Annotated in this window: 19 protein-coding genes and 1 pseudogene; 11 read left to right on the top strand and 9 right to left on the bottom strand. The window is 73.1% G+C overall.

Annotated features, from left to right (window positions below):
- Positions 1 to 75 precede the first annotated feature (75 nt).
- Together ACSU6L_RS36345 and ACSU6L_RS36340 are read left to right on the top strand one after the other, a co-directional pair.
- Entirely contained in the window at positions 76 to 1,581 is a 1,506-nt protein-coding gene (locus ACSU6L_RS36345; protein WP_437063896.1) for a metallophosphoesterase family protein, read from the top strand.
- Positions 1,582 to 1,623: 42 nt separating this feature from the next.
- A pseudogene (locus tag ACSU6L_RS36340) lies at positions 1,624 to 2,319 on the top strand (M15 family metallopeptidase).
- Here ACSU6L_RS36340 and ACSU6L_RS36335 read toward each other — a convergent pair.
- Together ACSU6L_RS36335 and ACSU6L_RS36330 are read right to left on the bottom strand one after the other, a co-directional pair.
- Entirely contained in the window at positions 2,225 to 3,175 is a 951-nt protein-coding gene (locus tag ACSU6L_RS36335; protein WP_437063894.1) for a TauD/TfdA dioxygenase family protein, read from the bottom strand. The pseudogene ACSU6L_RS36340 and the gene ACSU6L_RS36335 sit on opposite strands and share 95 nt — an antisense overlap.
- 97 nt (positions 3,176 to 3,272) lie before the next feature.
- The gene (locus ACSU6L_RS36330; RefSeq protein ID WP_437063892.1) at positions 3,273 to 4,826 is read right to left on the bottom strand and encodes a glycoside hydrolase family 32 protein; all 1,554 of its coding nucleotides are present in this window, start codon (positions 4,824 to 4,826) and stop codon (positions 3,273 to 3,275) included.
- A 185-nt stretch (positions 4,827 to 5,011) separates the two neighbouring features.
- On the opposite strand from ACSU6L_RS36330, the gene ACSU6L_RS36325 reads away from it, so the two are divergent.
- Genes ACSU6L_RS36325 through ACSU6L_RS36310 form a run of 4 tightly spaced genes read left to right on the top strand, consistent with a single transcriptional unit; the run spans position 5,012 to position 9,580 of the window.
- Positions 5,012 to 6,418, top strand: coding sequence for an extracellular solute-binding protein (locus tag ACSU6L_RS36325; RefSeq protein ID WP_437063890.1), 1,407 nt, complete (start codon positions 5,012 to 5,014; stop codon positions 6,416 to 6,418).
- Positions 6,415 to 7,368: a carbohydrate ABC transporter permease gene (locus ACSU6L_RS36320; RefSeq protein ID WP_437063888.1), complete on the top strand. Its 954-nt coding sequence runs from the start codon at positions 6,415 to 6,417 to the stop codon at positions 7,366 to 7,368. The genes ACSU6L_RS36325 and ACSU6L_RS36320 overlap by 4 nt, the downstream gene beginning before the upstream one ends.
- Positions 7,369 to 7,382: 14 nt before the next feature.
- Positions 7,383 to 8,237, top strand: a complete 855-nt coding sequence (locus ACSU6L_RS36315) for a carbohydrate ABC transporter permease (protein ID WP_437063886.1) — start codon at positions 7,383 to 7,385, stop codon at positions 8,235 to 8,237.
- Entirely contained in the window at positions 8,234 to 9,580 is a 1,347-nt protein-coding gene (locus ACSU6L_RS36310; RefSeq protein ID WP_437063884.1) for a glycoside hydrolase family 32 protein, read from the top strand. The genes ACSU6L_RS36315 and ACSU6L_RS36310 overlap by 4 nt, the downstream gene beginning before the upstream one ends.
- A 163-nt stretch (positions 9,581 to 9,743) precedes the next feature.
- On the opposite strand, the gene ACSU6L_RS36305 is transcribed toward ACSU6L_RS36310, so the two are convergent.
- A complete protein-coding gene (locus ACSU6L_RS36305; protein WP_437063882.1) occupies positions 9,744 to 10,808 on the bottom strand; it encodes a LacI family DNA-binding transcriptional regulator in 1,065 nt (354 codons plus the stop codon).
- Positions 10,809 to 10,941: 133 nt separating this feature from the next.
- Between ACSU6L_RS36305 and ACSU6L_RS36300 the strand changes: the two genes are divergently transcribed.
- Positions 10,942 to 11,535, top strand: coding sequence for a DNA polymerase ligase N-terminal domain-containing protein (locus ACSU6L_RS36300; protein ID WP_437063880.1), 594 nt, complete (start codon positions 10,942 to 10,944; stop codon positions 11,533 to 11,535).
- Positions 11,536 to 11,668: 133 nt separating this feature from the next.
- On the opposite strand, the gene ACSU6L_RS36295 is transcribed toward ACSU6L_RS36300, so the two are convergent.
- From ACSU6L_RS36295 to ACSU6L_RS36285, 3 genes are all read right to left on the bottom strand, one after another.
- Positions 11,669 to 12,136 carry a peroxiredoxin gene (locus ACSU6L_RS36295; RefSeq protein WP_437063878.1) on the bottom strand — a complete coding sequence of 156 codons (468 nt, stop codon included), beginning with the start codon at positions 12,134 to 12,136 and terminating at the stop codon, positions 11,669 to 11,671.
- Positions 12,133 to 12,513, bottom strand: coding sequence for a DoxX family protein (locus ACSU6L_RS36290; protein ID WP_437063877.1), 381 nt, complete (start codon positions 12,511 to 12,513; stop codon positions 12,133 to 12,135). Before ACSU6L_RS36290 ends, ACSU6L_RS36295 begins: the two co-directional genes overlap by 4 nt.
- A 73-nt stretch (positions 12,514 to 12,586) precedes the next feature.
- Positions 12,587 to 13,393 (bottom strand): AraC family transcriptional regulator, encoded by an 807-nt coding sequence (locus tag ACSU6L_RS36285; RefSeq protein WP_437063875.1) that lies wholly within the window; start codon positions 13,391 to 13,393, stop codon positions 12,587 to 12,589.
- 117 nt (positions 13,394 to 13,510) lie between these two features.
- Between ACSU6L_RS36285 and ACSU6L_RS36280 the strand changes: the two genes are divergently transcribed.
- Positions 13,511 to 14,614, top strand: coding sequence for an MFS transporter (locus tag ACSU6L_RS36280; protein WP_437065167.1), 1,104 nt, complete (start codon positions 13,511 to 13,513; stop codon positions 14,612 to 14,614).
- 183 nt (positions 14,615 to 14,797) lie between these two features.
- Here ACSU6L_RS36280 and ACSU6L_RS36275 read toward each other — a convergent pair whose 3' ends face one another.
- Positions 14,798 to 15,304, bottom strand: a complete 507-nt coding sequence (locus ACSU6L_RS36275; protein WP_437063873.1) for a MarR family winged helix-turn-helix transcriptional regulator — start codon at positions 15,302 to 15,304, stop codon at positions 14,798 to 14,800.
- A gap of 121 nt (positions 15,305 to 15,425) precedes the next feature.
- On the opposite strand from ACSU6L_RS36275, the gene ACSU6L_RS36270 reads away from it, so the two are divergent.
- On the top strand, positions 15,426 to 15,563 hold the full coding sequence (locus tag ACSU6L_RS36270; RefSeq protein WP_437063871.1) for a hypothetical protein: 138 nt from the start codon (positions 15,426 to 15,428) through the stop codon (positions 15,561 to 15,563).
- Positions 15,564 to 15,618: 55 nt separating this feature from the next.
- On the opposite strand, the gene ACSU6L_RS36265 is transcribed toward ACSU6L_RS36270, so the two are convergent.
- Positions 15,619 to 15,819, bottom strand: coding sequence for a ferredoxin (locus ACSU6L_RS36265; RefSeq protein WP_437063869.1), 201 nt, complete (start codon positions 15,817 to 15,819; stop codon positions 15,619 to 15,621).
- A gap of 41 nt (positions 15,820 to 15,860) precedes the next feature.
- Positions 15,861 to 16,514, bottom strand: coding sequence for a TetR/AcrR family transcriptional regulator (locus tag ACSU6L_RS36260; RefSeq protein ID WP_437063867.1), 654 nt, complete (start codon positions 16,512 to 16,514; stop codon positions 15,861 to 15,863).
- A gap of 210 nt (positions 16,515 to 16,724) precedes the next feature.
- Between ACSU6L_RS36260 and ACSU6L_RS36255 the strand changes: the two genes are divergently transcribed.
- Both ACSU6L_RS36255 and ACSU6L_RS36250 read left to right on the top strand, forming a co-directional pair.
- Entirely contained in the window at positions 16,725 to 17,723 is a 999-nt protein-coding gene (locus ACSU6L_RS36255) for an ATP-dependent DNA ligase (protein WP_437063865.1), read from the top strand.
- Positions 17,724 to 17,858: 135 nt separating this feature from the next.
- Positions 17,859 to 18,635: an NPP1 family protein gene (locus ACSU6L_RS36250; RefSeq protein ID WP_437063863.1), complete on the top strand. Its 777-nt coding sequence runs from the start codon at positions 17,859 to 17,861 to the stop codon at positions 18,633 to 18,635.
- The last annotated feature ends 30 nt before the right edge of the window (positions 18,636 to 18,665 follow it).

The raw sequence follows: 18,665 nt of genomic DNA, 5'->3' as shown, positions 1-18,665 counted from the left end.
GTACGGCGCGAGATGGGCGGCCGGTCGGTCCTGGCCCCCCTCTCGCGCCGTTTCGATCATCACTACGATGCACGGGTGTCTGACTCCTCACGTGATTCCGCCGAGGGCGCCGGCTGGCGCGCGCCCGAACCCGGCGACTACCGGCGGCTGGTCCCGGCCCAGGGCAGGAAGCTGTCGTGGCTCGACCCCAGGACGCTGTGGCTCGCCCGCAACGGCATACTGGCGTCCTGGTTCGGGGACCCCACGGGCCGTACCCGCAGCCGCTGGGCGGCACAGCAGGCGGCGGCCGGGGCGCCCGCGGACAAGGTGATCCGGCGCCCCGACCCGGACCGCTTCGCGTTCCTGGTGGCCGGGGACACGGGCGAGGGCGGCGAACCGCAGTACGCGGTGGTGCCGGGCCTGCTGCGGGTGGGCCAGGACACCCAGTTCATGATCATCGCGAGCGATGTCATCTACCCGGTGGGCGCCACGGACGACTACGGCGACAAGTTCTTCCGCCCGTACCAGGACTATCCAGCGCCGATCTACGCCGTCCCCGGGAACCACGACTGGTACGAGAACCTGGACGGCTTCATGCGCGTCTTCTGCGACGACGCGCCACCGCTGCCGCCCGAGCCCCGGTCGCGCCCGCTGACCCGGGCCTGGCTGCGCGACCGGCTGTGGCACCGGCCGGGCCCGGCCGACGAGGCGGCATTCGCCCAGGCCCGCAAGCTGCGCTCCGCGCCCGCCCAGATGTCCGTCCAGCCGGGCCCGTACTGGGCGATCGACGCCGGGCCCATCCGGATCGTGGGCATCGACACCGGGCTGCTCGGCACCGTCGACGCCGAACAGGGCGCCTGGCTGCGCGAGGTGTCCCGCGACCCGCGCCCCAAGATCCTGATCACCGGGCGTCCGCTGTACGTCAACGGCGAGCAGCGCCCGTGCCCCATCGAGGGCGGCGGCACGGTCGACGAGATCGTCCGCGACCCCGCGCACCGCTACGTCGCGGCGATCGGCGGCGACATCCACAACTACCAGCGCTATCCCATACGGGTGGACGGGGACCGCACCGTCCAGTACGTCGTCGCGGGCGGCGGCGGGGCGTTCACGCACGCCACCCACACCATCCCCCCGGTCCGTGGGGACGGCCTGACGGAGGACGACTTCCGCTGCTATCCCCTGCGCGGCGACTCCCTGGCCTTCTACAGCCGGATCTACGCCCGCCGCACCCGGCTGCGGCGCTTCTTCACCCTCACCGAGGCGGAGGCCGCGGCCGTCGTCGCCGAACGCCTCGGGGACCGGCCCGCCCGCACACCCGGCACACCGGCGCTCGTCACCCGGCGCACCCGTCTGGTCGCCGCCCTCCTCGGCACCGGCCGCCGCCCGGGCCGTGCCGCCCGCTTCCACCTACCCCTTCGCAAGCTGTACACCGGCCTGCTCTCCCCCAGCTGCGCCACCCACACCCCGCCGTTCTTCAAGTCGTTCCTGCGCATCGACGTCACCCCCGACGCCCTGCGCCTGCGCTGCCACGCCGCGACGGGCAACCTCGCCCAGGAACTCGACCCACCGGTGGAGGACGAGGTGACCATCCCGCTGGCCTGATTTCCCCTGTCCCCGCGCGCCGTCAGCGGGGCTCATCCCCCGATGGACGAGATCATCCTCATGTCCGACCCCAGGGTGGCGGCGGTCCCCGTACGGGACGACGGGCAGCCCCTGGTGGACGTCGAGCAGGACGGCACCCTGCTGGTCGACGCCCGCAGGCGCGAGGGATTTCGGCTGCTGTTCGTGGAGGGCTACCGTCCGCTCGCGCTCCAGCGCGCGTACTTCGAGGAGTACGCGGCCGGACTGCGAGCGGCCCACCCCGACTGGCCGCGGGAACGAGTCCACTCGGCGGCGAGCCGTTGCGTGTCGCCGCCCGGTATCGCCCCGCACAGCGCCGGAGCCGCCGTCGATCTCACCCTCGCGGACGCCGACGGCACAGAACTCGACCTCGGCACCCCGGTCAACGCGAGCCCGGAGGCGAGCGCCGGGGCCTGCTGCACGCGGGCCGCCGGCGTCGGCGGCCGGGCCAGGGCGCACCGCGAGGTGCTCGGCGCCGCCCTGACCGCGGCCGGGCTGGTCGACTACCCCACCGAGTGATGGCACTGGTCGTTCGGGGACCGGTACTGGGCGTTGGCGACGGGCGCGACGCCGCGCTGTACGGCCCCCACCCGGGACTTTGAGCGCCGACGCCCTCATCACGCCCTCACCACCGTCCCGGCGCGCTCCCCACGATCGCCTCCGACGGCCTGCCGTCCACCCCCACCGGCACGTCCCCGGCCAGCATCACCCGGTGCATGACGCGAGGGAAGTCCAGGTGGGCGTTGTCGCTGGGTGCGAGGTGGATGGTGGCGCGGTTGTCCCAGAAGGCGACGCTGCCGGGCTGCCAGCGGAAGCGGACGGTGTACTCGGGGCGGGTGGCCTGTTCGAGGAGCAGGTCGAGGAGGTGGGCGCTCTCCGCGCGGGAGAGGTCGGTGATCTGCTCGACGTAGTAGCCGTTGACGTTGAGGATGCGCTCCCCTGTTTCCGGGTGGACGCGCACGAGGGGGTGCCGGGTGGCGATCTGGTGGTCCAGGAGGTGGCGGACGTACGCGTCGTCGCCGGGGCGCGGCTGGTAGCCGACGCCGAGCCGGTGCTCGGCACGGAGGCGGGAGACGAACTCCCGCAGCGGGGCGGAGAGTCCGGCGTACGCCGCCGCCAGGTTGGACCAGGTGGTGTCGCCGCCGTACGGCGGTACGGTGTCGGCGCGCAGGATCGTCGCGGCGGGCGGGTCGATCCGGGCGCCGTGGTCGCAGTGCCAGCCACGCAGCAGGGTGTGCCTGCGGCGCCGCAGCCACTCGTCGTGGTCCATCCCGAACCGCCCGCCCAACTCCAGCCGGTCGGCGGTCGTCTCCACCTCGGGGACGTCCGGCGGCGAGGCCGAGCCGCGCCGCCGGAGCACCACCGGTTCGCCGAAGCGGCGGGCGAACGCCACGTGGGCGGCGTGGTCCAGCTTCTGGTCGCGGAAGAACACCACCTTCCAGCGCAGCACCGCCGCCCTGATCGCCGCCACCTGGGCGTCGTCCGGTTCACCGGCCAGGTCGACGCCCGTGATCTCGGCTCCGATGTGGCCGGCGACGGGGTTCACCTCGATCCCCGCGGCCCTGTCCGTGGTCATACGCGCGCTCCCGTCGGTCGTCCGTAGCGGCTCCAGGAGAGATCGTGGCAGGGCCTGCCCGGCCCGGCGACAGGGCCTCACGTGCCGGAAGCGGCCCTCAGACCGCGAACTCCCGTATCACCGTGTTCCGGAACACCGCCCGCCCGTCGATGGTGAACAGCGCGAGCCGCGTGTCGATGAGGTACGGGAACACCTCGGAGGTGTGCACGTACCGGCCGTCGTCCACGAACATCTCCACCGACGTCCGGTCGACCAGGATCCGCAGCCGCACCCGCCGCGCCGACGGGTCGAACGGGCTCTTGCTCTCCTGCCAGCGCCCCGAGGCGTCGGGGTTCACGGTGGGCCGGCGGTTGAGGAAGGCGTAGTCGCGGTAGACGCCGGCGTCGATGTGCCGGACCCCGTCGTTGGAGCGGCGCAGCTGGAGGCCGGCGCCGGTCAGCTGGTCCCAGGTGATCTCGCAGCTCACCTCGTAGGCGGTGCCGCGGTAGTCGAGGACGCGGGTGCCCTCGACCTCGAGGTCGCCGAGGCCGACCGTGCGAGAGACGTACCGGTCGAGGGCGGCGACCGGGCGGGAGGCGAGGTAGTGGGTGCCGTCGGCGGCTCGCCTGAGGGTGATCTCGCGGACGATGGAGTCGGTGCCGTTGAAGCCGTCGGTGTCGATGGTGGGCGTGGTGTTGGCGTAGTCCCAGTTGTTCAGCCAGCCGATGGCGTAGCGGGCCCGCTCGTCGAGGGCGCCGGTGGTGCTCCGCTTCTCGAAGGTGACCGCGCCGTACCAGTCCCAGCCGTGGTCGAGCCACTGCGGTTCGGCGGCGTCGGGGGTGAAGTCGCTGCCGTCGAACGCGCCGGTCCAGTAGGCGTAGGTGTTGGGCAGCCCGGAGCCCTTGCCGTTGGCGCTGACCGCGAGCACCCACTTCGCGGTGCCGTCCTCGGCGGTGATGCGGAACAGGTCGGGGCATTCGAGGACGCCGATGCCGTCCTTGACGAAGGCCCCGGCGTACTTCCACGCCTTGAGGTCGGGCGAGTGGTAGATGCCGACCTTGTTGTTCTCGGCGAGTGCCATGACCCACCGGTCGCGTTCCTCGTCGCGGATCACCTTGGGGTCGCGGAAGTCGCGGACGCCGGGGTTGGGCAGGACCGGGTCGGTGCCGTGGTGGCGGAAGGTGCGGCCTCCGTCGGTGGAGTAGTACAGGTACTGGGCCTGGGTGTGGGCGCCCTCCACGGGCTCCATGGTCGCCAGCACGACGACCGCTCCCGCGCCGAAGCCCGCCGTGTTCCGCGTGTCCACGACCGCCGAGCCCGACCAGACGTCGCCGTTGGGCGTGGTGTCCTTGGGCACGGCGATGCCCCGGTCGGTGAAGCGGACGAGGTCGGTGCTGGTGACCCGGCGCCAGGCGGTGCCGGAGGTGGTGCCGCCGGTGAAGTAGTCCGGGTTGTACAGGTAGTAGTAGTGGTACTCCCCGTCGATCCAGACCGGGCGCTGCGGGTCGTTCTTCCACTGGTCGGGGACGGTGAAGTGGTACGTCGCCCGGTAGCGGGCGCAGTCGGCGGCGGGGCGGGGCTTCGCCGCGGCGGGTGCCGCGGCCGGCAGCAGCGCGGCGCCGGCGCCCGCGGCCGATCCGGCGAACAGCGCTCTTCTGGACAGTCCACGCATCACACATCGTTCCTCTCGTCGAGTCGAGCCCGGCAGACGGCGGCTCGGAACGGCGGCCCATGTGGACCAGGACTGTAGACCTAACTCGTTAAAGGTCAAGTGGTTCCCGACTCTTGACAGGGCTGTAACGCGGTTCTCATCATCGTCGGCATCAGCTCTCGACTAACACGAGTTAGGCCCGCCCGATGACCGACTCGCACTCCCGCCGCAGCCTGCTGCGGTACGGCGCCTACGGAGCGGCGGCCGCCGCGCTGGCCGGCACCGCCGCCTCCTGGGACCGGCTCACCGGAGCCGACATACCCGGCCGCGACGACGGCTCCCTCGTCGTCGCGACCCTCGGCCCCGCCTACGGCCCGGCCGCCGTGCGCACCCTCACCGAGGGCTTCGCCGAGCAGCACCCCGACATCAAGCTCCGGATCAACGCGGTGCAGGCCGTGGACTGGTCGGACTTCTTCGCGAAGATCCTCACCCAGATCGCCGCGGGCACGGCTCCCGACCTGGTCTACGTCGCGACGGAGGGCGTGCAGCTGTTCGCGCGGCGGCTCGGGGTGCCGCTGGACCGCTGGGTCCGGCGGGACGCCGCCGAACTGCGCGAGTACTTCGCCGACGTCCACCCCTCGCTGGTGGAGTCGATGATGTACGAGGGCAGCCTCTACCAGCTGCCCGTGGAGTACAACGCCGCCGACATCTACCTCAACCGGCAGGTGCTGGACCGGGCCGGCGCGGACCATCCGCCCGCCGACTGGACCCGGGACGACTTCACCGCGCTGCTGCGCCGCATGAAGAAGTCGAGCGACTCCCACTTCACCCCGTACTTCTGGACCAACCGGCTGTGGGGCGGCGTCGTGCCCTGGCTCTTCGCCAACGGCACCAATCTGCTCGCCGAGTCCAAGGCGCCCGGCGGCGACTGGCTGTGGGACACCTTCTACCCGGCGGACCAGCGGCAGGGCCGCGGCGGCGGCTTCCGCTGGACCACGCCGCAGGCGACCGGCGCCCGCTTCGAGGAGACGTACGAGTATCTGGCCTCCCTCATCGAGGAGGGCCTGTGCACCCGCCCCGAGGGCGGCAACGGACAGAACCTCGTCGGCGTGTTCTCCACGGGCCGGGTCGGCGTCACGCCCGCGGGCGGCTTCTGGGCGGGCGGACTGCACCAGGCGGGCATGCGGTCTAACGCGTACGACGTGCAGTACTTCCCGCGCTGGCGCACCCAGCGCCATCAGTTCGGCGCGGCGGGCTACGCGCTGCTGCGCACGTCGAAGCGGCAGGACGAGGCGTGGGAGTTCATCAAGTACGCCGCCCGCAAGGACACCCTGACCCGGCTGTTCACCACCAACCAGACGACCCCGGCGCGCCGCTCGATGCTGACCGCGCGCCGCTACCGGGAGACCGGCCCCGACCACTGGCCGGTCTTCTACGACACCCTCGACCGGTTCCCCGACACGGGTCCCATCCCGGCGCCGCCGCAGGTGGCGGAGGTCGAGCAGGTGCTGCTGAAACACACCGGTACCGCCCTGGCCTCCCCGCGTTCGGTGCGCCCGGCGCTGCGCCGGCTCCAGGGCGACCTGGAGAAGGCCATGGAGCGTGACGTATGACGAACACCCAGACCCCGCCGGTGCGGACGCGGCCCGTGCCCCGGACGCGCCCGGTCACGGCACGGCCCCCGGCCCGGGAGCGCGGCACGCGGCTGCTGGCCACCCTGTTCCTGGCGCCGACGATCGTCGGCATCGTCGTCTTCACGGTCGTCCCGATCGTCGGCTCGGTGGTGCTGAGCCTCTTCCACTGGAACGTGATCGACGACCCGCGGTTCGCGGGGGCCTCCAATTACGGGGAGGTGTTCCGCGACTCGACCGTGCTGGTCTCCTTCGGCAACACGCTCCTGTTCATGGTGCTGGCGGTCACGCTGCAGCTGCTGATCGCGCTGGTGCTGGCGATCACGGTGAACGGGCGGATGCCGGTGTGGCTGCGGTCGGTGTTCCGGTCGGCGTTCTTCTTCCCGCTGGTGCTGTCCGCCGCGTCCATCTCGGTGGTGATGAAGTACCTGTTCAACCAGGACTTCGGGGTGGTGAACTGGCTGCTCGGACTGGTCGGGATCGCGCCCGTGCCCTGGCTGACCTCGGAGAACGGGGCGATGGCCGCGGTGATCCTGGTCTACGTCTGGCAGCAGTTCGGGTTCTCCTTCCTCCTGTTCGTGGGCGGTCTGAACAACATCCCCAAGGAGGTCCACGAGGCCGCCGCCCTGGACGGCGCGACGGGACTGCGCAAGCACCTGCACATCACGCTGCCGCTGCTGTCGCCGACGCTGCTGGTGGCGTCCGTGGTCGGCATCATCAACGCCCTCCAGGTCTTCGAGCAGCCGTACGTGCTGACCAACGGCGGGCCCGGTGACTCCACCCGCACCGTCGTGATGGTCATCTACGAGACCGCCTTCGAGCAGCTGCGGTTCGGTACCGCGTCCGCGGTGGGCGTGCTGCTGTTCGTGCTGATCATGGCGGTGACCGCCCTCCAGTTCCGGCTCAGCCGGCGTTTCGTCCACTACCAGTGAGCCGGGTGAGCCCCATGAGCCACACAACCCTGACCGCCGGCCGGGTGCGGCACTCCCTCGCGCCCTGGGCGCGGATCGCCGGTCTCGCCGTCTGCGCGCTGCTGACCCTCGGTCCGGTGATCTGGACCGTCTCCACGTCGCTGCGCGTCCCCGCCGAGTCCTTCGACCTGCCGCCGCGCATCGTCCCGACCGAGCCGACCGCCGAGGCGTATCGCGGGGTGTTCGAGCAGATCGACGTCTGGCTGCTCGCCCTGAACTCGACGCTGGTGACGGCGCTGATCGCGGTCGGCCAGATGATCACGGCGGGACTCGCCGGATACGCCTTCGCCCGCCTGGAGTTCCGGTTCAAGAAGCCGCTGTTCGCGCTCGTGCTGGCGACGATGATGGTGCCGTTGCAGGTCACCATCGTGCCGGTGTTCCTGGTGCTGAAATCGATGGGGCTGACCGACACCCTGCTCGGCCTGATCGTCCCGGCGTTCCCGACCGCGTTCGGCACCTTCCTGATGCGCCAGTACTTCCTGGGCATGCCGAAGGACCTGGGCGAGGCGGCCATGCTCGACGGCGCGGGCCCGTGGCGGGTGTTCCGGTCGGTGTACGCGCCGCTGGCGGCGCCCGGTCTCGCGATCGTCGGCGTACTCGCCTTCAACTACCACTGGAACGAGTTCTTCCGCCCGCTGATCCTGGAGACCTCCGGCCAGAACTACACACTGCCGCTGGGGCTGGTCTCCCTCCAGGGCAACCTCGGCACCGGCTCCGTCTCGGTGGTGCTCGCCGGTGTCGTGCTGTCCATGATTCCCGCCGTCGCCGTGTTCGTCGTCGGCCAGCGCCCTCTCCGCGAGGGCATCACCTCCGCAGGAGTCAACCGTTGAGCCTCGACCCCAACGCCCCGCGCTTCCGGGTCCGTCCGCCCGCCAACTGGGTCAACGACCCGAACGGCCCGTTCCGTTGGCGTGACCGCCACCACCTCTTCTACCAGTACAACCCGGTCGCGCCGGTGCACGCCGACATCCACTGGGGTCATGCCTCCAGCCGGGACCTGGCCCGCTGGGAGCACCACCCGATCGCGCTCACCCCGACGCCCGGCGGCCCCGACGAGGCGGGCTGCTGGTCCGGCTGCGTGGTCGACGACGACGGGGTGCCGACGGCCGTGTACACGGGCATCGACCGCGATCACACCGGGCTCGGCGCGATCTGCCTGGCCCGCGCGGCGGACCCCGACGACCCGGCGCTGACCGAGTGGAAGCCGCTGCCCATCCCCGTGGTGTCCGGGCCGCCCGCCGATCTGGACGTGGTGATGTTCCGCGACCCGTTCGTCTTCCGGCACGCCGGCCGCCGCTGGGCGCTGGTCGGCGCGGGCCACGCCGACGGCACCCCGTCGGTCCTGCTGTACGACTGCGACGACCTCGCCGACTGGCGGTTCGCCGGGGTGCTCCTGGACGGCGACGACCCGGTGGCCATGGACGCGTTCGGCGACAAGGCGGTCGGCTGGGAGTGCCCGCAGCTGCTGGTGACACCCGGCGGGGACTGGGTGCTGGTCGTATCGCTGTGGGACGGCGATCCGTGGACGACCGGCTACCTGACGGGCGCCCTGGAACCCTCCGCCGACGGGATCCCCGCCTTCCGGCCCCGCGTCGGCGGCCGCCTCGACCACGGCCGCGACTTCTACGCCCCCGCCGTCCTCCAGGAACCGGACCGGGCACTGATGTGGGGCTGGTCGTGGGAATCCCGGGCAGAACAGTCCGGCTGGGCCGGGGTCCTCACCGCGCCGCGGGTCGTCGACGTCCACGCCGACGGCACCCTGCGGGTCGCGCCGGCGCCGGAACTGGACCTGCTGCGCGCGCCCGAGCCGTTCGTCACCGGCCCCGGCGAGGGCACACGGCTGCCGGACGCGTACGACCTGACGGTCACCGCGCGCACGGTCACCACGGTCCGCCTCGGCGAGGGCCTGACGCTCCGCGTCGACCCCGCCGAGGGCAGCCTCACCGTACGCCGCACCGGACACCCCGAGCCGGTGACCGTATCGCTGCCGCACGACGAGGCGCCGACCGTGCGCGTCCTCGTCGACGGTTCCCTGTACGAGGTGTTCGCGGGCGACCGGGGCATGGTGACCGAGCGGGTCTACCGCGATCCCGGTGACGCGCCGGAACTGGCCGTCACGGGCGCTGAGGCGACTGTCGTGGGCTGGGCTCTCGTGCCCCCGGCACTGAACTGACCGCCGGACCGGCGGACGGCGGGCCGCGCCGGACGGGTCTCCCCGTCGGCGCGGCCCGCCGCTGTCCGGGCGCCGAGCCTCATCCGGCGACGCGTCCGCCGCGCCCGGCGTCACCGGTGTCCCGTCTCACCCACGGCCACTACGTGCCCTCGGCCGCGGCGGGTCACCGAGCCGGAGCCCGGCCCACCGACGCTCGGCTCACCACCGGGCAGGCCAGGCGGCGGACCGTGGCGGGTGGGGTGCGGCCGGTGGTGATGGCGTCCAGGAGGAGGCGGGTGGCGGTCTCGCCCATCTCGCGGTGCGGCAGCGCGACCGTGGTGAGGGCCGGGGTGAGGAAGGCCGCCATGTGCTCCTGGTCGTCGTAGCCGACCACGGAGAGATCGCCGGGGACGGCGATGCCGAGCCGGGTCGCGGCGTGCAGGACGCCCGCCGCGACCCGGTCGTTGTAGGCGAAGATCCCGGTGGGGCGGCGTGCCGGGTCGGCTCCTTCGAGCAGCCGCATGGCGCCTTCGTGGCCGCCGGCGATCTCGCCGCCGGTGCGTACCACCCACTCCTTGGGGACGGTGATCCCCTCGGCGCGCAGCGCGTCCCGGAAGCCGCGCAGCCGCTCCACCGACGCGATGTCGTCCAGGCCCCCGACGTGGGCGATCCTGCGGTGCCCCTGGTCGAGCAGCAGCCGGGCCGCCATACGGCCGCCGGCCCGCTCGGCGGGGACGACGGCGGGCAGCGAGTCGTCCTCGGGCAGGCAGTTGGCGAGCACGGAGTGGGTGCGGTGCAGTCCCTCGGGGACACGGACGCGGCGCAGGGACATGGCGGCGTAGATGATGCCGTCCACCCGCCGGTCGAGGAGTTCGGCGACGGCGGCGTCCTCCTTGGCCGGGTCGCCGCCGGAGTCGATGGTGAGCACCAGGTGTTCGCTGTCCCAGGCGGTCTCCATCGCGCCGCGCAGCAGCCGGCCCGCGAACGGCGAGGACGCGATCTCGTCGGTGACCAGCCCGATCACGGCCGTACGGCGGCGGCGCAGGCCGCGGGCGACGGGGTCGGGGCGGTAGCCGAGCTGGGCGGCGGCCTGCCGGATGCGTTCCTGGGTGGCGGGAGAGAGGTTGCCCGCGGCGCGGCCGTTGAAGACGAAGGAGACGGCGGTGTGCGACACGCCCGCGAGCCGGGCGACGTCCCGTGACGTGGGACGTCCGGGTCCCGTCGTGTGCTTGTCCTCGGCGCTCGTCATGCCGTCCGCTGTCCTCTGCTTCCCCCACCCGTACGGTTGATCACTGCTCAGCCTAACGGCGACCGCGCGGTGCGCGTCCGCCCGTGCGGGTACTCGGCGGACGGGTTCAGGCGCAGGTGGAAGGAGTGCCCCGGTGGCGGAGCGGGAGGACCGGCTGCGGGTGTACCGCGGCAAGCGTGATTTCGGCCGGACCGGCGAACCCGAGGGGGCGGCGGGGAGCGCCGGGGACGAGCCGCGGTTCGTGGTGCAGATCCATGACGCGCGGCGGCTGCACTTCGACTTCCGGTTGCAGGTCGGGGACGTGCTGAAGTCGTGGTCCGTGCCGAAGGGGCCGTCCGCGGATCCCGGGGACCGCAGGCTGGCGGTGCCCACGGAGGATCATCCACTGGAGTACGAGGAGTTCGAGGGCGTCATCCCGGCGGGCGAGTACGGGGGCGGCACCGTGATCGTCTGGGACCGTGGGACGTACGAGCCGCTGAGCCACGACCGCCATGGGCGGCCGGTCGACTTCGGGGAGTCGATCGAGCGCGGGCACGCCTCGTTCCGGCTGAAGGGGTCGAAGCTGCACGGCGAGTACGCGCTGACCCGGTTCCGCGGCGGCGACGAGGACGCCTGGCTGCTGGTGAAGGCGGGCCGGTCCCACGGGCGCGGCACACCGGATCCGCGGCGGGCGCGGTCGGTACGCAGCGGCCGTACGCTCGCGCAGGTGGCGCGCGAGGAGTCCTGACCGGTTCGGCCGGCGCAGGGGCAGGTGGACGGGGTGGGGGGGTGGGGGCGGCGGGCGTCCTCGTCGCGGTGGAGGCTTTGCCTCGCGGCCGCACACTGTCGGTATCGCGCCGCCCCTCCCGTCGGCACGGAGTTCAGGCGCGGTGGGCGCGGAGGGCGGCGAGGGCGCGGTCGGCGTGGGTGTTCATCCGCAGTTCGCTGCGGACGACCTCCAGGACCGTGCGGTCCTGTCCGATCACGAACGTGACTCGTTTGGTGGGGGCGAGGCTGAATCCGCGCTTGACGCCGAAGCGTTCGCGGACCGCGCCGTCGGTGTCGGACAGCAGTGGGATGCCGAGGGTGTGCTTGCCCGAGAATTCCTGCTGGCGTTCCACGGGATCGCCGCTGACGCCGACCGGGCGGGCGCCGACGGCGGCGAACTCGGCGGCCAGGTCACGGAAGTGGCAGGCCTCGGCCGTGCAGCCGGGGGTGAGGGCGGCGGGGTAGAAGAACAGCACCACCGGTCCCTCGGCGAGGAGTTCCGTGAGGCTGCGGGTGACGCCGTTCTCGTCGGGCAGGGAGAAATCCTCGACCTGGTCGCCGACGTCGACACGGGCGCTCACGACCGTCCCTCCGCGTTCTTCGCGACGCCGCGGGCCCACAGGACGAGGGGCAGTTGCAGCGGCAGCCGTCCGTAGGCGGCGGCCTTCTGCGGGGCGGGGCGGTGCCGCCAGTCGACGGCCATCTTGACGTTCGCGGGGAACACGCCGACGAAGAAGGCGGCCGTGGCGAGCGCGGCGGCCCTGCGGGTCCTGGGCAGCGCGAGGCCGGCCGCGAGCGCGAGTTCGACGGCTCCGCTGACGTGGGTCCACGTCCTCGGCTCGCCGGGCAGGGCGCGCGGGACGATCGCGTCGAACTGGCGTGGAGCGGCGAAGTGGGCGGCGCCCGCGGTGGCCAGGAGGCCGGCGAGCAGCAGGGGCGAGCGTGCGGACCGTGACACGGTTCCTCCTCGGTGGGGCTGCCGCCGGATGCTACCCGACGGTAACGCGTCGTGCGGCGCCGCCCCGACGCTCTCAGTCCGCGCGCTGGTGAGTGCCTGGCGTGCAGCCGAAGGAGCGGCGGAAGACGTCGATGAAGGCGCTGGCCGAGGACCAGCCGCAGCGGTGGGCGACGGTGGTGACGGGCAGACCGTCGGCGAGCATCCGCAGGGCGTGGTAGAGCCGGGACTGGGTGCGCCACTGGGGAAAGGTCATGCCGAACTCGCCGCGGAAGAGCCGGCTGAGGGTGCGTTCGCCGGTACCGGTCGCGGCGCCGAGGCCGGCGAGGGTGCGGGGCTCGGCGGGGTCGGCGTGCACCAGGGCGCAGACGGCGGCCAGACGCGGGTCGGCGGGGGTGGGCAGGACCAGGGGCTGTTGCGGCGAGGCGCGCAGCTGGTCGCGCAGGACGGCGAGCAGCCGGCGGCGCTCGGGCCCGGTGTCCTCGGGGTCGCGGGTGTAGGCGCGGATCAGCTCGCGCAGCAGCGGGCCGACGGTGAGGACCGTGGGCGCGTCCAGGCCGAGGGGGTTGTCGTCGGCGGGCAGTCCGACCAGGTGCAGCTCCAGGTGGCCGTGGGCGCGATGGGCGTGGACGGTGCCCGCCGGTACCCAGATGGCGCGGGTGCCGGGGGCGAACCAGATCCCGGCGTCGGTGGTGACGGCGAGGACGCCGGAGCCCGCGTAGACGATCTGGTGCTCGTCGTGCCGGTGCGCGTCGATGCGGTCGCCCGCGGCCAGGCGCTGGGCGCGGGTCGGGGCCTTCGGCGTGTGGCGGACAGCGGGGGTCTGGCGGACACCGGAGGTCTGGCAGCTGGTCTGGCGGACGGTGTGGCGGGTATCCGGCATGATCGGGCAGTTTACCGAAAGCGCGACAGGGTTCGGGGGCGTGACGATCGCACGGTGACCGAACAACAGACCGAGCGGCGGTCCTCGCCGCGTCCGCGTTCCCGCCCGATCACGCTGATGTCCCTGGGCCACGCCTGCGTGGACGTGTACCAGGGCGCCGTCGCGGCGCTGGTGCCGTACTTCGTCGCCGAGCGCGCCTACACCTACGCCGCCGCCTCGGGCGTCGTCCTGGCCGCCTCGCTCCTGTCGTCCGTGGTGCAGCCGCTGTTCGGGGCGCTCACCGACCGGTGGGCGATGCCGTGGCTGCTCCCGGTCGCCGCGCTCGCGGGCGGAGCCGGGGTCGCGCTCAGCGGCCTCGGCGACTCCTACGCCCTCACCCTGGCGGCGGTCGCGCTCTCCGGCGTGGGCGTCGCCGCCTACCACCCGGAGGCGGCGCGCGTGGCACGGCTCGCGGCGCGGGGCAGCCACACGGCGATGGGCTGGTTCTCCCTGGGCGGCAACGTCGGCTTCGCGCTCGCGCCACCGCTGGTGGGGGTGGTCGTCGCCACGGGCGGCCTGGGGGCCACTCCCCTGCTGGCGGTCCCGGCACTGCTGGGGGCGCTGCTCTGCGCGGCGGCGGTCCGTGCCGTGCGGGCCCGGCCACAGGGGGCGGGTGACGAGCGGGCGGGCGGCGGGCGCGACGACTGGCCGTCGTTCCTGCGGCTGTCCGGCGCGGTGGTGTGCCGCTCGATCGTGTTCGTGGGGCTGAGCACCTTCGTGGCGCTGTACGTCCGCCAGCGCACGGGCGGCGGCGAAGCCGCCGGCACGGCCGCCCTGTTCGTGCTGTACGCCGGCGGCGCGGTGGGCACGGTGTTGGGGGCGCGGCTCACCGAGCGGTACGGGCGGCTGGCGGTGGTCCGGCGCTCGTACGCGCTGACCGTCCTCGCCGTGGCGGGGGTGGTGCTGACGCCCGGCCCGGCGGTGTACGGGTTCGTCGCACTGGCCTCGGCCGGGCTGTACGTGCCGTTCGCCCTGCACATCACGCTCGGCCAGGACTATCTGCCGGGACGGATCGGCACCGCGAGCGGCGTCACCCTGGGCCTGACGGTGAGCATCGGCGGCCTCACCGCACCGGCACTGGGCACCCTGGCCGACACGACGTCCCTGCGGACCGCACTGCTACCGCTCGCACTGCTGCCCGCCGTGGGCGGACTGCTGCTACGGGGGCTGCGGGAGCCCTGAGCGGGGCGGATCGGGCGGGGCTCGCGCTGCGGGCCGCTCAGCGGCGGGTGGCCTGCGGGTACGGCTTGCGCGGCGGGCGGGTCACGCGCTGCCCGCCCTGCACACGGGCCCGCCCCGGCAAGACGCCCCGGGCTGAACACCCCCGGAGCAACACCTCCAGAGCAACGCCCCCGGCAACACCCCTCACGCCGAAGCCCTCGGCTCCCCCTCCTCCTCCGCCGCGTGCGCGAGGAAGTCGTCAACCATCCGGTGGAACAGCGTGGCGAGTTGGCGCAGTTCCTCCGGGGACCAGTCGGCGAGAGCGGCCTGTATGCCGCGTGCCCCGGCCTGGCGGACCCGGTCGATGGCCTGCCGGCCGGCGTCGGTGAGGCGGATGCGTTGGGCGCGCCGGTCGTCGGGGTCGGGGACGCGGATGACGTATCCGGCCTTCTCCAGTTGCTGCGCGGTGCGGGTGACGTGGGAGGCCTCCACACCGAGCCGCTGGGCCAGTTCCCCCGGGCGCTGCGGCTCGCTGTCCGCGATCTGGCGCAGCAGCGCCACGGCGGCACGGTCCAGCGGGACCTCGGCGACGGTCATCAGCCGGTCGTGCTGCCGGGCACGGGTGCCGAGGTAGGTGATGCGGCTCAATGCCCGCTCGATCTCGGCCACTTCGGGGGACGCGGGGACGTCGGGGAACGGCGGTGTGGGCATGCACCCGACTTTACCATCTCATTGCCTAACTCAAGTAAGCGGCCTCGCAGGTCCAGCGCGGTCAGACACGCCCGGTCTGCGCTCCCCGCGCAGCAGCCAGGCCAGATACACCCCGCCCGCCATGCCCCTCATCATCGCGACCGGCAGCAGCGCCGATCCGGTGACGCGCTGGGCGATCAGATCGACGGCGGCCACCAGCAGCGCGCCCCCGGGCGCGGGCGGTGAGGACCTGCTGACCCGTATCCGCCTGGCCGGCTGAGGCACCGGACACCGGCGCCCCCGTCACGCCCGGGGGCGCCGGTGTCCGGGTCGTCTCACGCCTCGTCGTCGACCGTGATCACCTCACTCGGGCACATGGCGGCGGCATCGCGGACCGCGGCGTGCAGTCCCTCCGGTGGTGTGGCGTCCAGGAGGACGACGGTGGCGTCGTCCTCTCTCTGGTCGAAGACTTCGGGTGCCAGCAGCACACACTGTCCGGACCCGCAGCAGCGGCTGTCGTCGACGGTCACCTTCATGCTCGTCCTTCCGGGACGGATGGTCGGTCACCCCCCGCGGGTCAGCGCCCGTGGGTCACCGGCGCCAGCCACATACCGACGATAGCGTCGATCAGTCCGGTCGCCGCGTCATGCCAGTCGGCGCGCGGCGTGGGGGTGTGCTCGGCGAGGGCCCGCTCCCGTTCGGCGCAGGTGTGCGCGATCAGCTGGCGGGCCATGGCGGCGCGTTCGGCGCCCACCTCTGCGGGCAGGTCGGGCAGGCAGCGGCGCAGTCCCTCGACGACCTGCCGCAGCGCCGGTGAGGACAGTGACTCCTCGACCATGATCCGGTGCAGGGCGGGGTCGGTCATCACCTGGGCGCCGAACCGCGCGTACCAGGTGGGGCTGCCGAGTCTCGCCAGGTGCTCCGTGACCGGCCGTACCAGGCAGGCCACCCAGTCACGTACGTCGGCCGAGTCGCCGGTCTCGGCGAGCATCCGGCCGCGGATCTCCTCCATCCAGGTGGTGTGCTTGCGGGCGATGGCGCGGACCAGGTCGGCCTTGGTGCCGAAGTGGTAGCCGACGGCGGCGTTGTTGCCCTGGCCGGCGGCCTCGCTGACCTGCCGGTTGGAGACGGCGTACACGCCGCGTTCGGCGAACAGCCGTTCCGCCGCGGTCAGGATCTGTTCCCGGGTCTCGCTCACCTGCTGGGCCCGCACCGACGCCCTGCCCGTCATGGTCACCACCGCACCGGGACTTCGCTCAGCCCGCCGACGGCCAGTCCCTCGAGTCGTCGCGGCTCGGCCGCCCGGGCGGCCGGTTCCAGTGACGGAAGCCTACGCAACGGCGAGAGGCGCCCGGCACCGTACGCCTGCGGGCGGCGCCGTTCAGGGGAAACCGTCGCGCGGCACGCGTGACGGTCCCGGGCGGCGTCGACATCTCAAGCCGTGACCCTCCCGCTGATCGCGCCCATGCTCGCCACCCCCGGCACCCTGCCGCCCGCCGCCCAGGACGCGCGGTGGGCGTACGAGACCAAGCAGGACGGCCAGCGGGTGGTGGTGTACCTCGCCGGGGACGGCGGTGTGGTGCTGCGCGCCCGCTCCGGGGAGGAGATCACCGCCGCGTACCCCGAGCTGCACGCCCTGGGCGGCGCCCTCGGCGGTACGCCCGCGGTTCTCGACGGCGAGGTGCTGGCCCTGGACGAACAGGGGCGCGCCGACTTCCAGTTGCTCCAGTCCCGGATGGGCCTGGCCCACGCGCCCGCCCGGGCGGCGCGCCGGGCGGCCCAGGTTCCCGTCCACCTCGTGCTGTTCGACGTGATGCACCTGGCGGGCCGCTCCCTGATCGGGCGGCCGTACACCGAGCGGCGCGCGCGACTGCTCGAACTGGAGCTGCGGGGGCCGTACTGGTCGACACCGGGGGCACTGTTCGGGCACGGCGAGCAGGCGCTGCGGGCCACCCGCGAGCACGGGCTGGAGGGGCTGGTCTGCAAACGGCTCGACTCCGTCTACGAGCCGGGGACGCGGTCCAGGGCCTGGATCAAGATCCGCAACATGGTCGGCGAGGACGTCATCGTGGGCGGCTGGCTGCCCGGCAAAGGGCGGCTGACCGGGCTGCCGGGTGCCGTGCTGGTCGGTCAGCGCGCCGCCGGGCTGCTCCGCTACGTGGGCAGCGTGGGCACCGGCTGGAGCGAGGCCGAGCGGACGGAGCTGGCCGCGCTGCTGGCCGGCCTCGCCACCGACGTCTGCCCGTTCCGGCCGCGGCCGTCGGCGCCGGGCGCGCACTGGGTGCTGCCCCGGCTGGTCGGCGAGGTGCGCTACAGCACCCGTACCCGGGCCGGTCTGCTGCGTCAGCCGTCGTGGCTGAGGCTGCGGCCCGATCTCACTCCGGAGGAGTCCGCGGCCGACCTGCCGGAGTCGTCCGGCCCGCCCGCTCCGGGCGTGTGACGGCGCGTCGGAATCCGCCGGCTGTTCACGGGCGGGACATCTGTGCCTCTTGGCGCGGACGGTGTTTCCCGGGATCCTGAACTGCCTTTCCCCCCACAGCCGTTGGGCTGCGCCCGGATTCCGGAGGAGGACGCAGTGTCGTCACAGAAGTCCGTATCGCACCGCAGGAGATGGCTCACCGGCCTCGCCGGGGCCGCCGCCCTCGTCGTCGCCTTCCCCGCCACCGCCTTCGCCGCCCCGCCACCGGCCCTGCCGGCCAACGCGGAGGCCGCCGAGCGGATGTACCAGCCCGCGTTCGACTACGACACGGACGGCTGTTACGCCACGCCCGCGATCAGCGCCGACGGCACGGTCAACGGCGGGCTGAACCCGACCGGCGCCCTCAACGGCAACTGCCGGGACGCCTCCGACCTGGACAACACCAACAGCTACTCCCGCTACAAGTGCAACAACGGCTGGTGCGCCTACCTCTACGGTCTGTACTTCGAGAAGGACCAGGCCCTCCCCGGCAGCAGCCTCGGCGGCCACCGGCACGACTGGGAGCATGTCGCGGTGTGGGTGCGGGACGGGCAGGTGCGGTACGTGTCGACCTCGAACCACGGCTCGTTCACCGTGACCGCCGCGTCCGGGGTGCGCTTCGAGGGCACCCACGCCAAGGTCGTCTACCACAAGGACGGCATCAGCACGCACTGCTTCCGGCTCGCCAACTCCAACGACGAGCCGCCGGAGAACCACAAGGGCACCTGGCAGTACCCGGCCCTCGTCGGCTGGAACGGCTACCCGGCGGGCATCCGGGACAAGCTGAGCGCCCACGACTTCGGCAGCGCCCACTTCGGCCTCAAGGACGCCTCCTTCGCCGGCCACCTGGCGTCGGCGAAGCCGTCGGGTATCGCCTTCGACCCGTACGCCTGAGCGGGTCGCCCGGTCGGCCCCCGGACCTAG

Source organism: Streptomyces sp. enrichment culture, from assembly GCF_964272855.1.
GTDB lineage: Bacteria > Actinomycetota > Actinomycetes > Streptomycetales > Streptomycetaceae > Streptomyces.
Note: the sequence above shows the minus strand (reverse complement) of the source record. Positions and strands in the feature narration are given on the sequence as shown.

Excerpts from the sequence above, each read along its gene's own strand:
- ACSU6L_RS36335 (WP_437063894.1), bottom strand. The coding sequence starts at position 3,175 with ATGACCACGGACAGGGCCGCGGGGATCGAGGTGAACCCCGTCGCCGGC.
- ACSU6L_RS36330 (WP_437063892.1), bottom strand. The coding sequence starts at position 4,826 with ATGCGTGGACTGTCCAGAAGAGCGCTGTTCGCCGGATCGGCCGCGGGC.
- ACSU6L_RS36325 (WP_437063890.1), top strand. The coding sequence starts at position 5,012 with ATGACCGACTCGCACTCCCGCCGCAGCCTGCTGCGGTACGGCGCCTAC.
- ACSU6L_RS36320 (WP_437063888.1), top strand. The coding sequence starts at position 6,415 with ATGACGAACACCCAGACCCCGCCGGTGCGGACGCGGCCCGTGCCCCGG.
- ACSU6L_RS36315 (WP_437063886.1), top strand. The coding sequence starts at position 7,383 with ATGAGCCACACAACCCTGACCGCCGGCCGGGTGCGGCACTCCCTCGCG.
- ACSU6L_RS36305 (WP_437063882.1), bottom strand. The coding sequence starts at position 10,808 with ATGACGAGCGCCGAGGACAAGCACACGACGGGACCCGGACGTCCCACG.
- ACSU6L_RS36285 (WP_437063875.1), bottom strand. The coding sequence starts at position 13,393 with ATGCCGGATACCCGCCACACCGTCCGCCAGACCAGCTGCCAGACCTCC.
- ACSU6L_RS36280 (WP_437065167.1), top strand. The coding sequence starts at position 13,511 with ATGTCCCTGGGCCACGCCTGCGTGGACGTGTACCAGGGCGCCGTCGCG.
- ACSU6L_RS36275 (WP_437063873.1), bottom strand. The coding sequence starts at position 15,304 with ATGCCCACACCGCCGTTCCCCGACGTCCCCGCGTCCCCCGAAGTGGCC.
- ACSU6L_RS36270 (WP_437063871.1), top strand. The coding sequence starts at position 15,426 with ATGCCCCTCATCATCGCGACCGGCAGCAGCGCCGATCCGGTGACGCGC.
- ACSU6L_RS36265 (WP_437063869.1), bottom strand. The coding sequence starts at position 15,819 with ATGAAGGTGACCGTCGACGACAGCCGCTGCTGCGGGTCCGGACAGTGT.
- ACSU6L_RS36260 (WP_437063867.1), bottom strand. The coding sequence starts at position 16,514 with ATGACGGGCAGGGCGTCGGTGCGGGCCCAGCAGGTGAGCGAGACCCGG.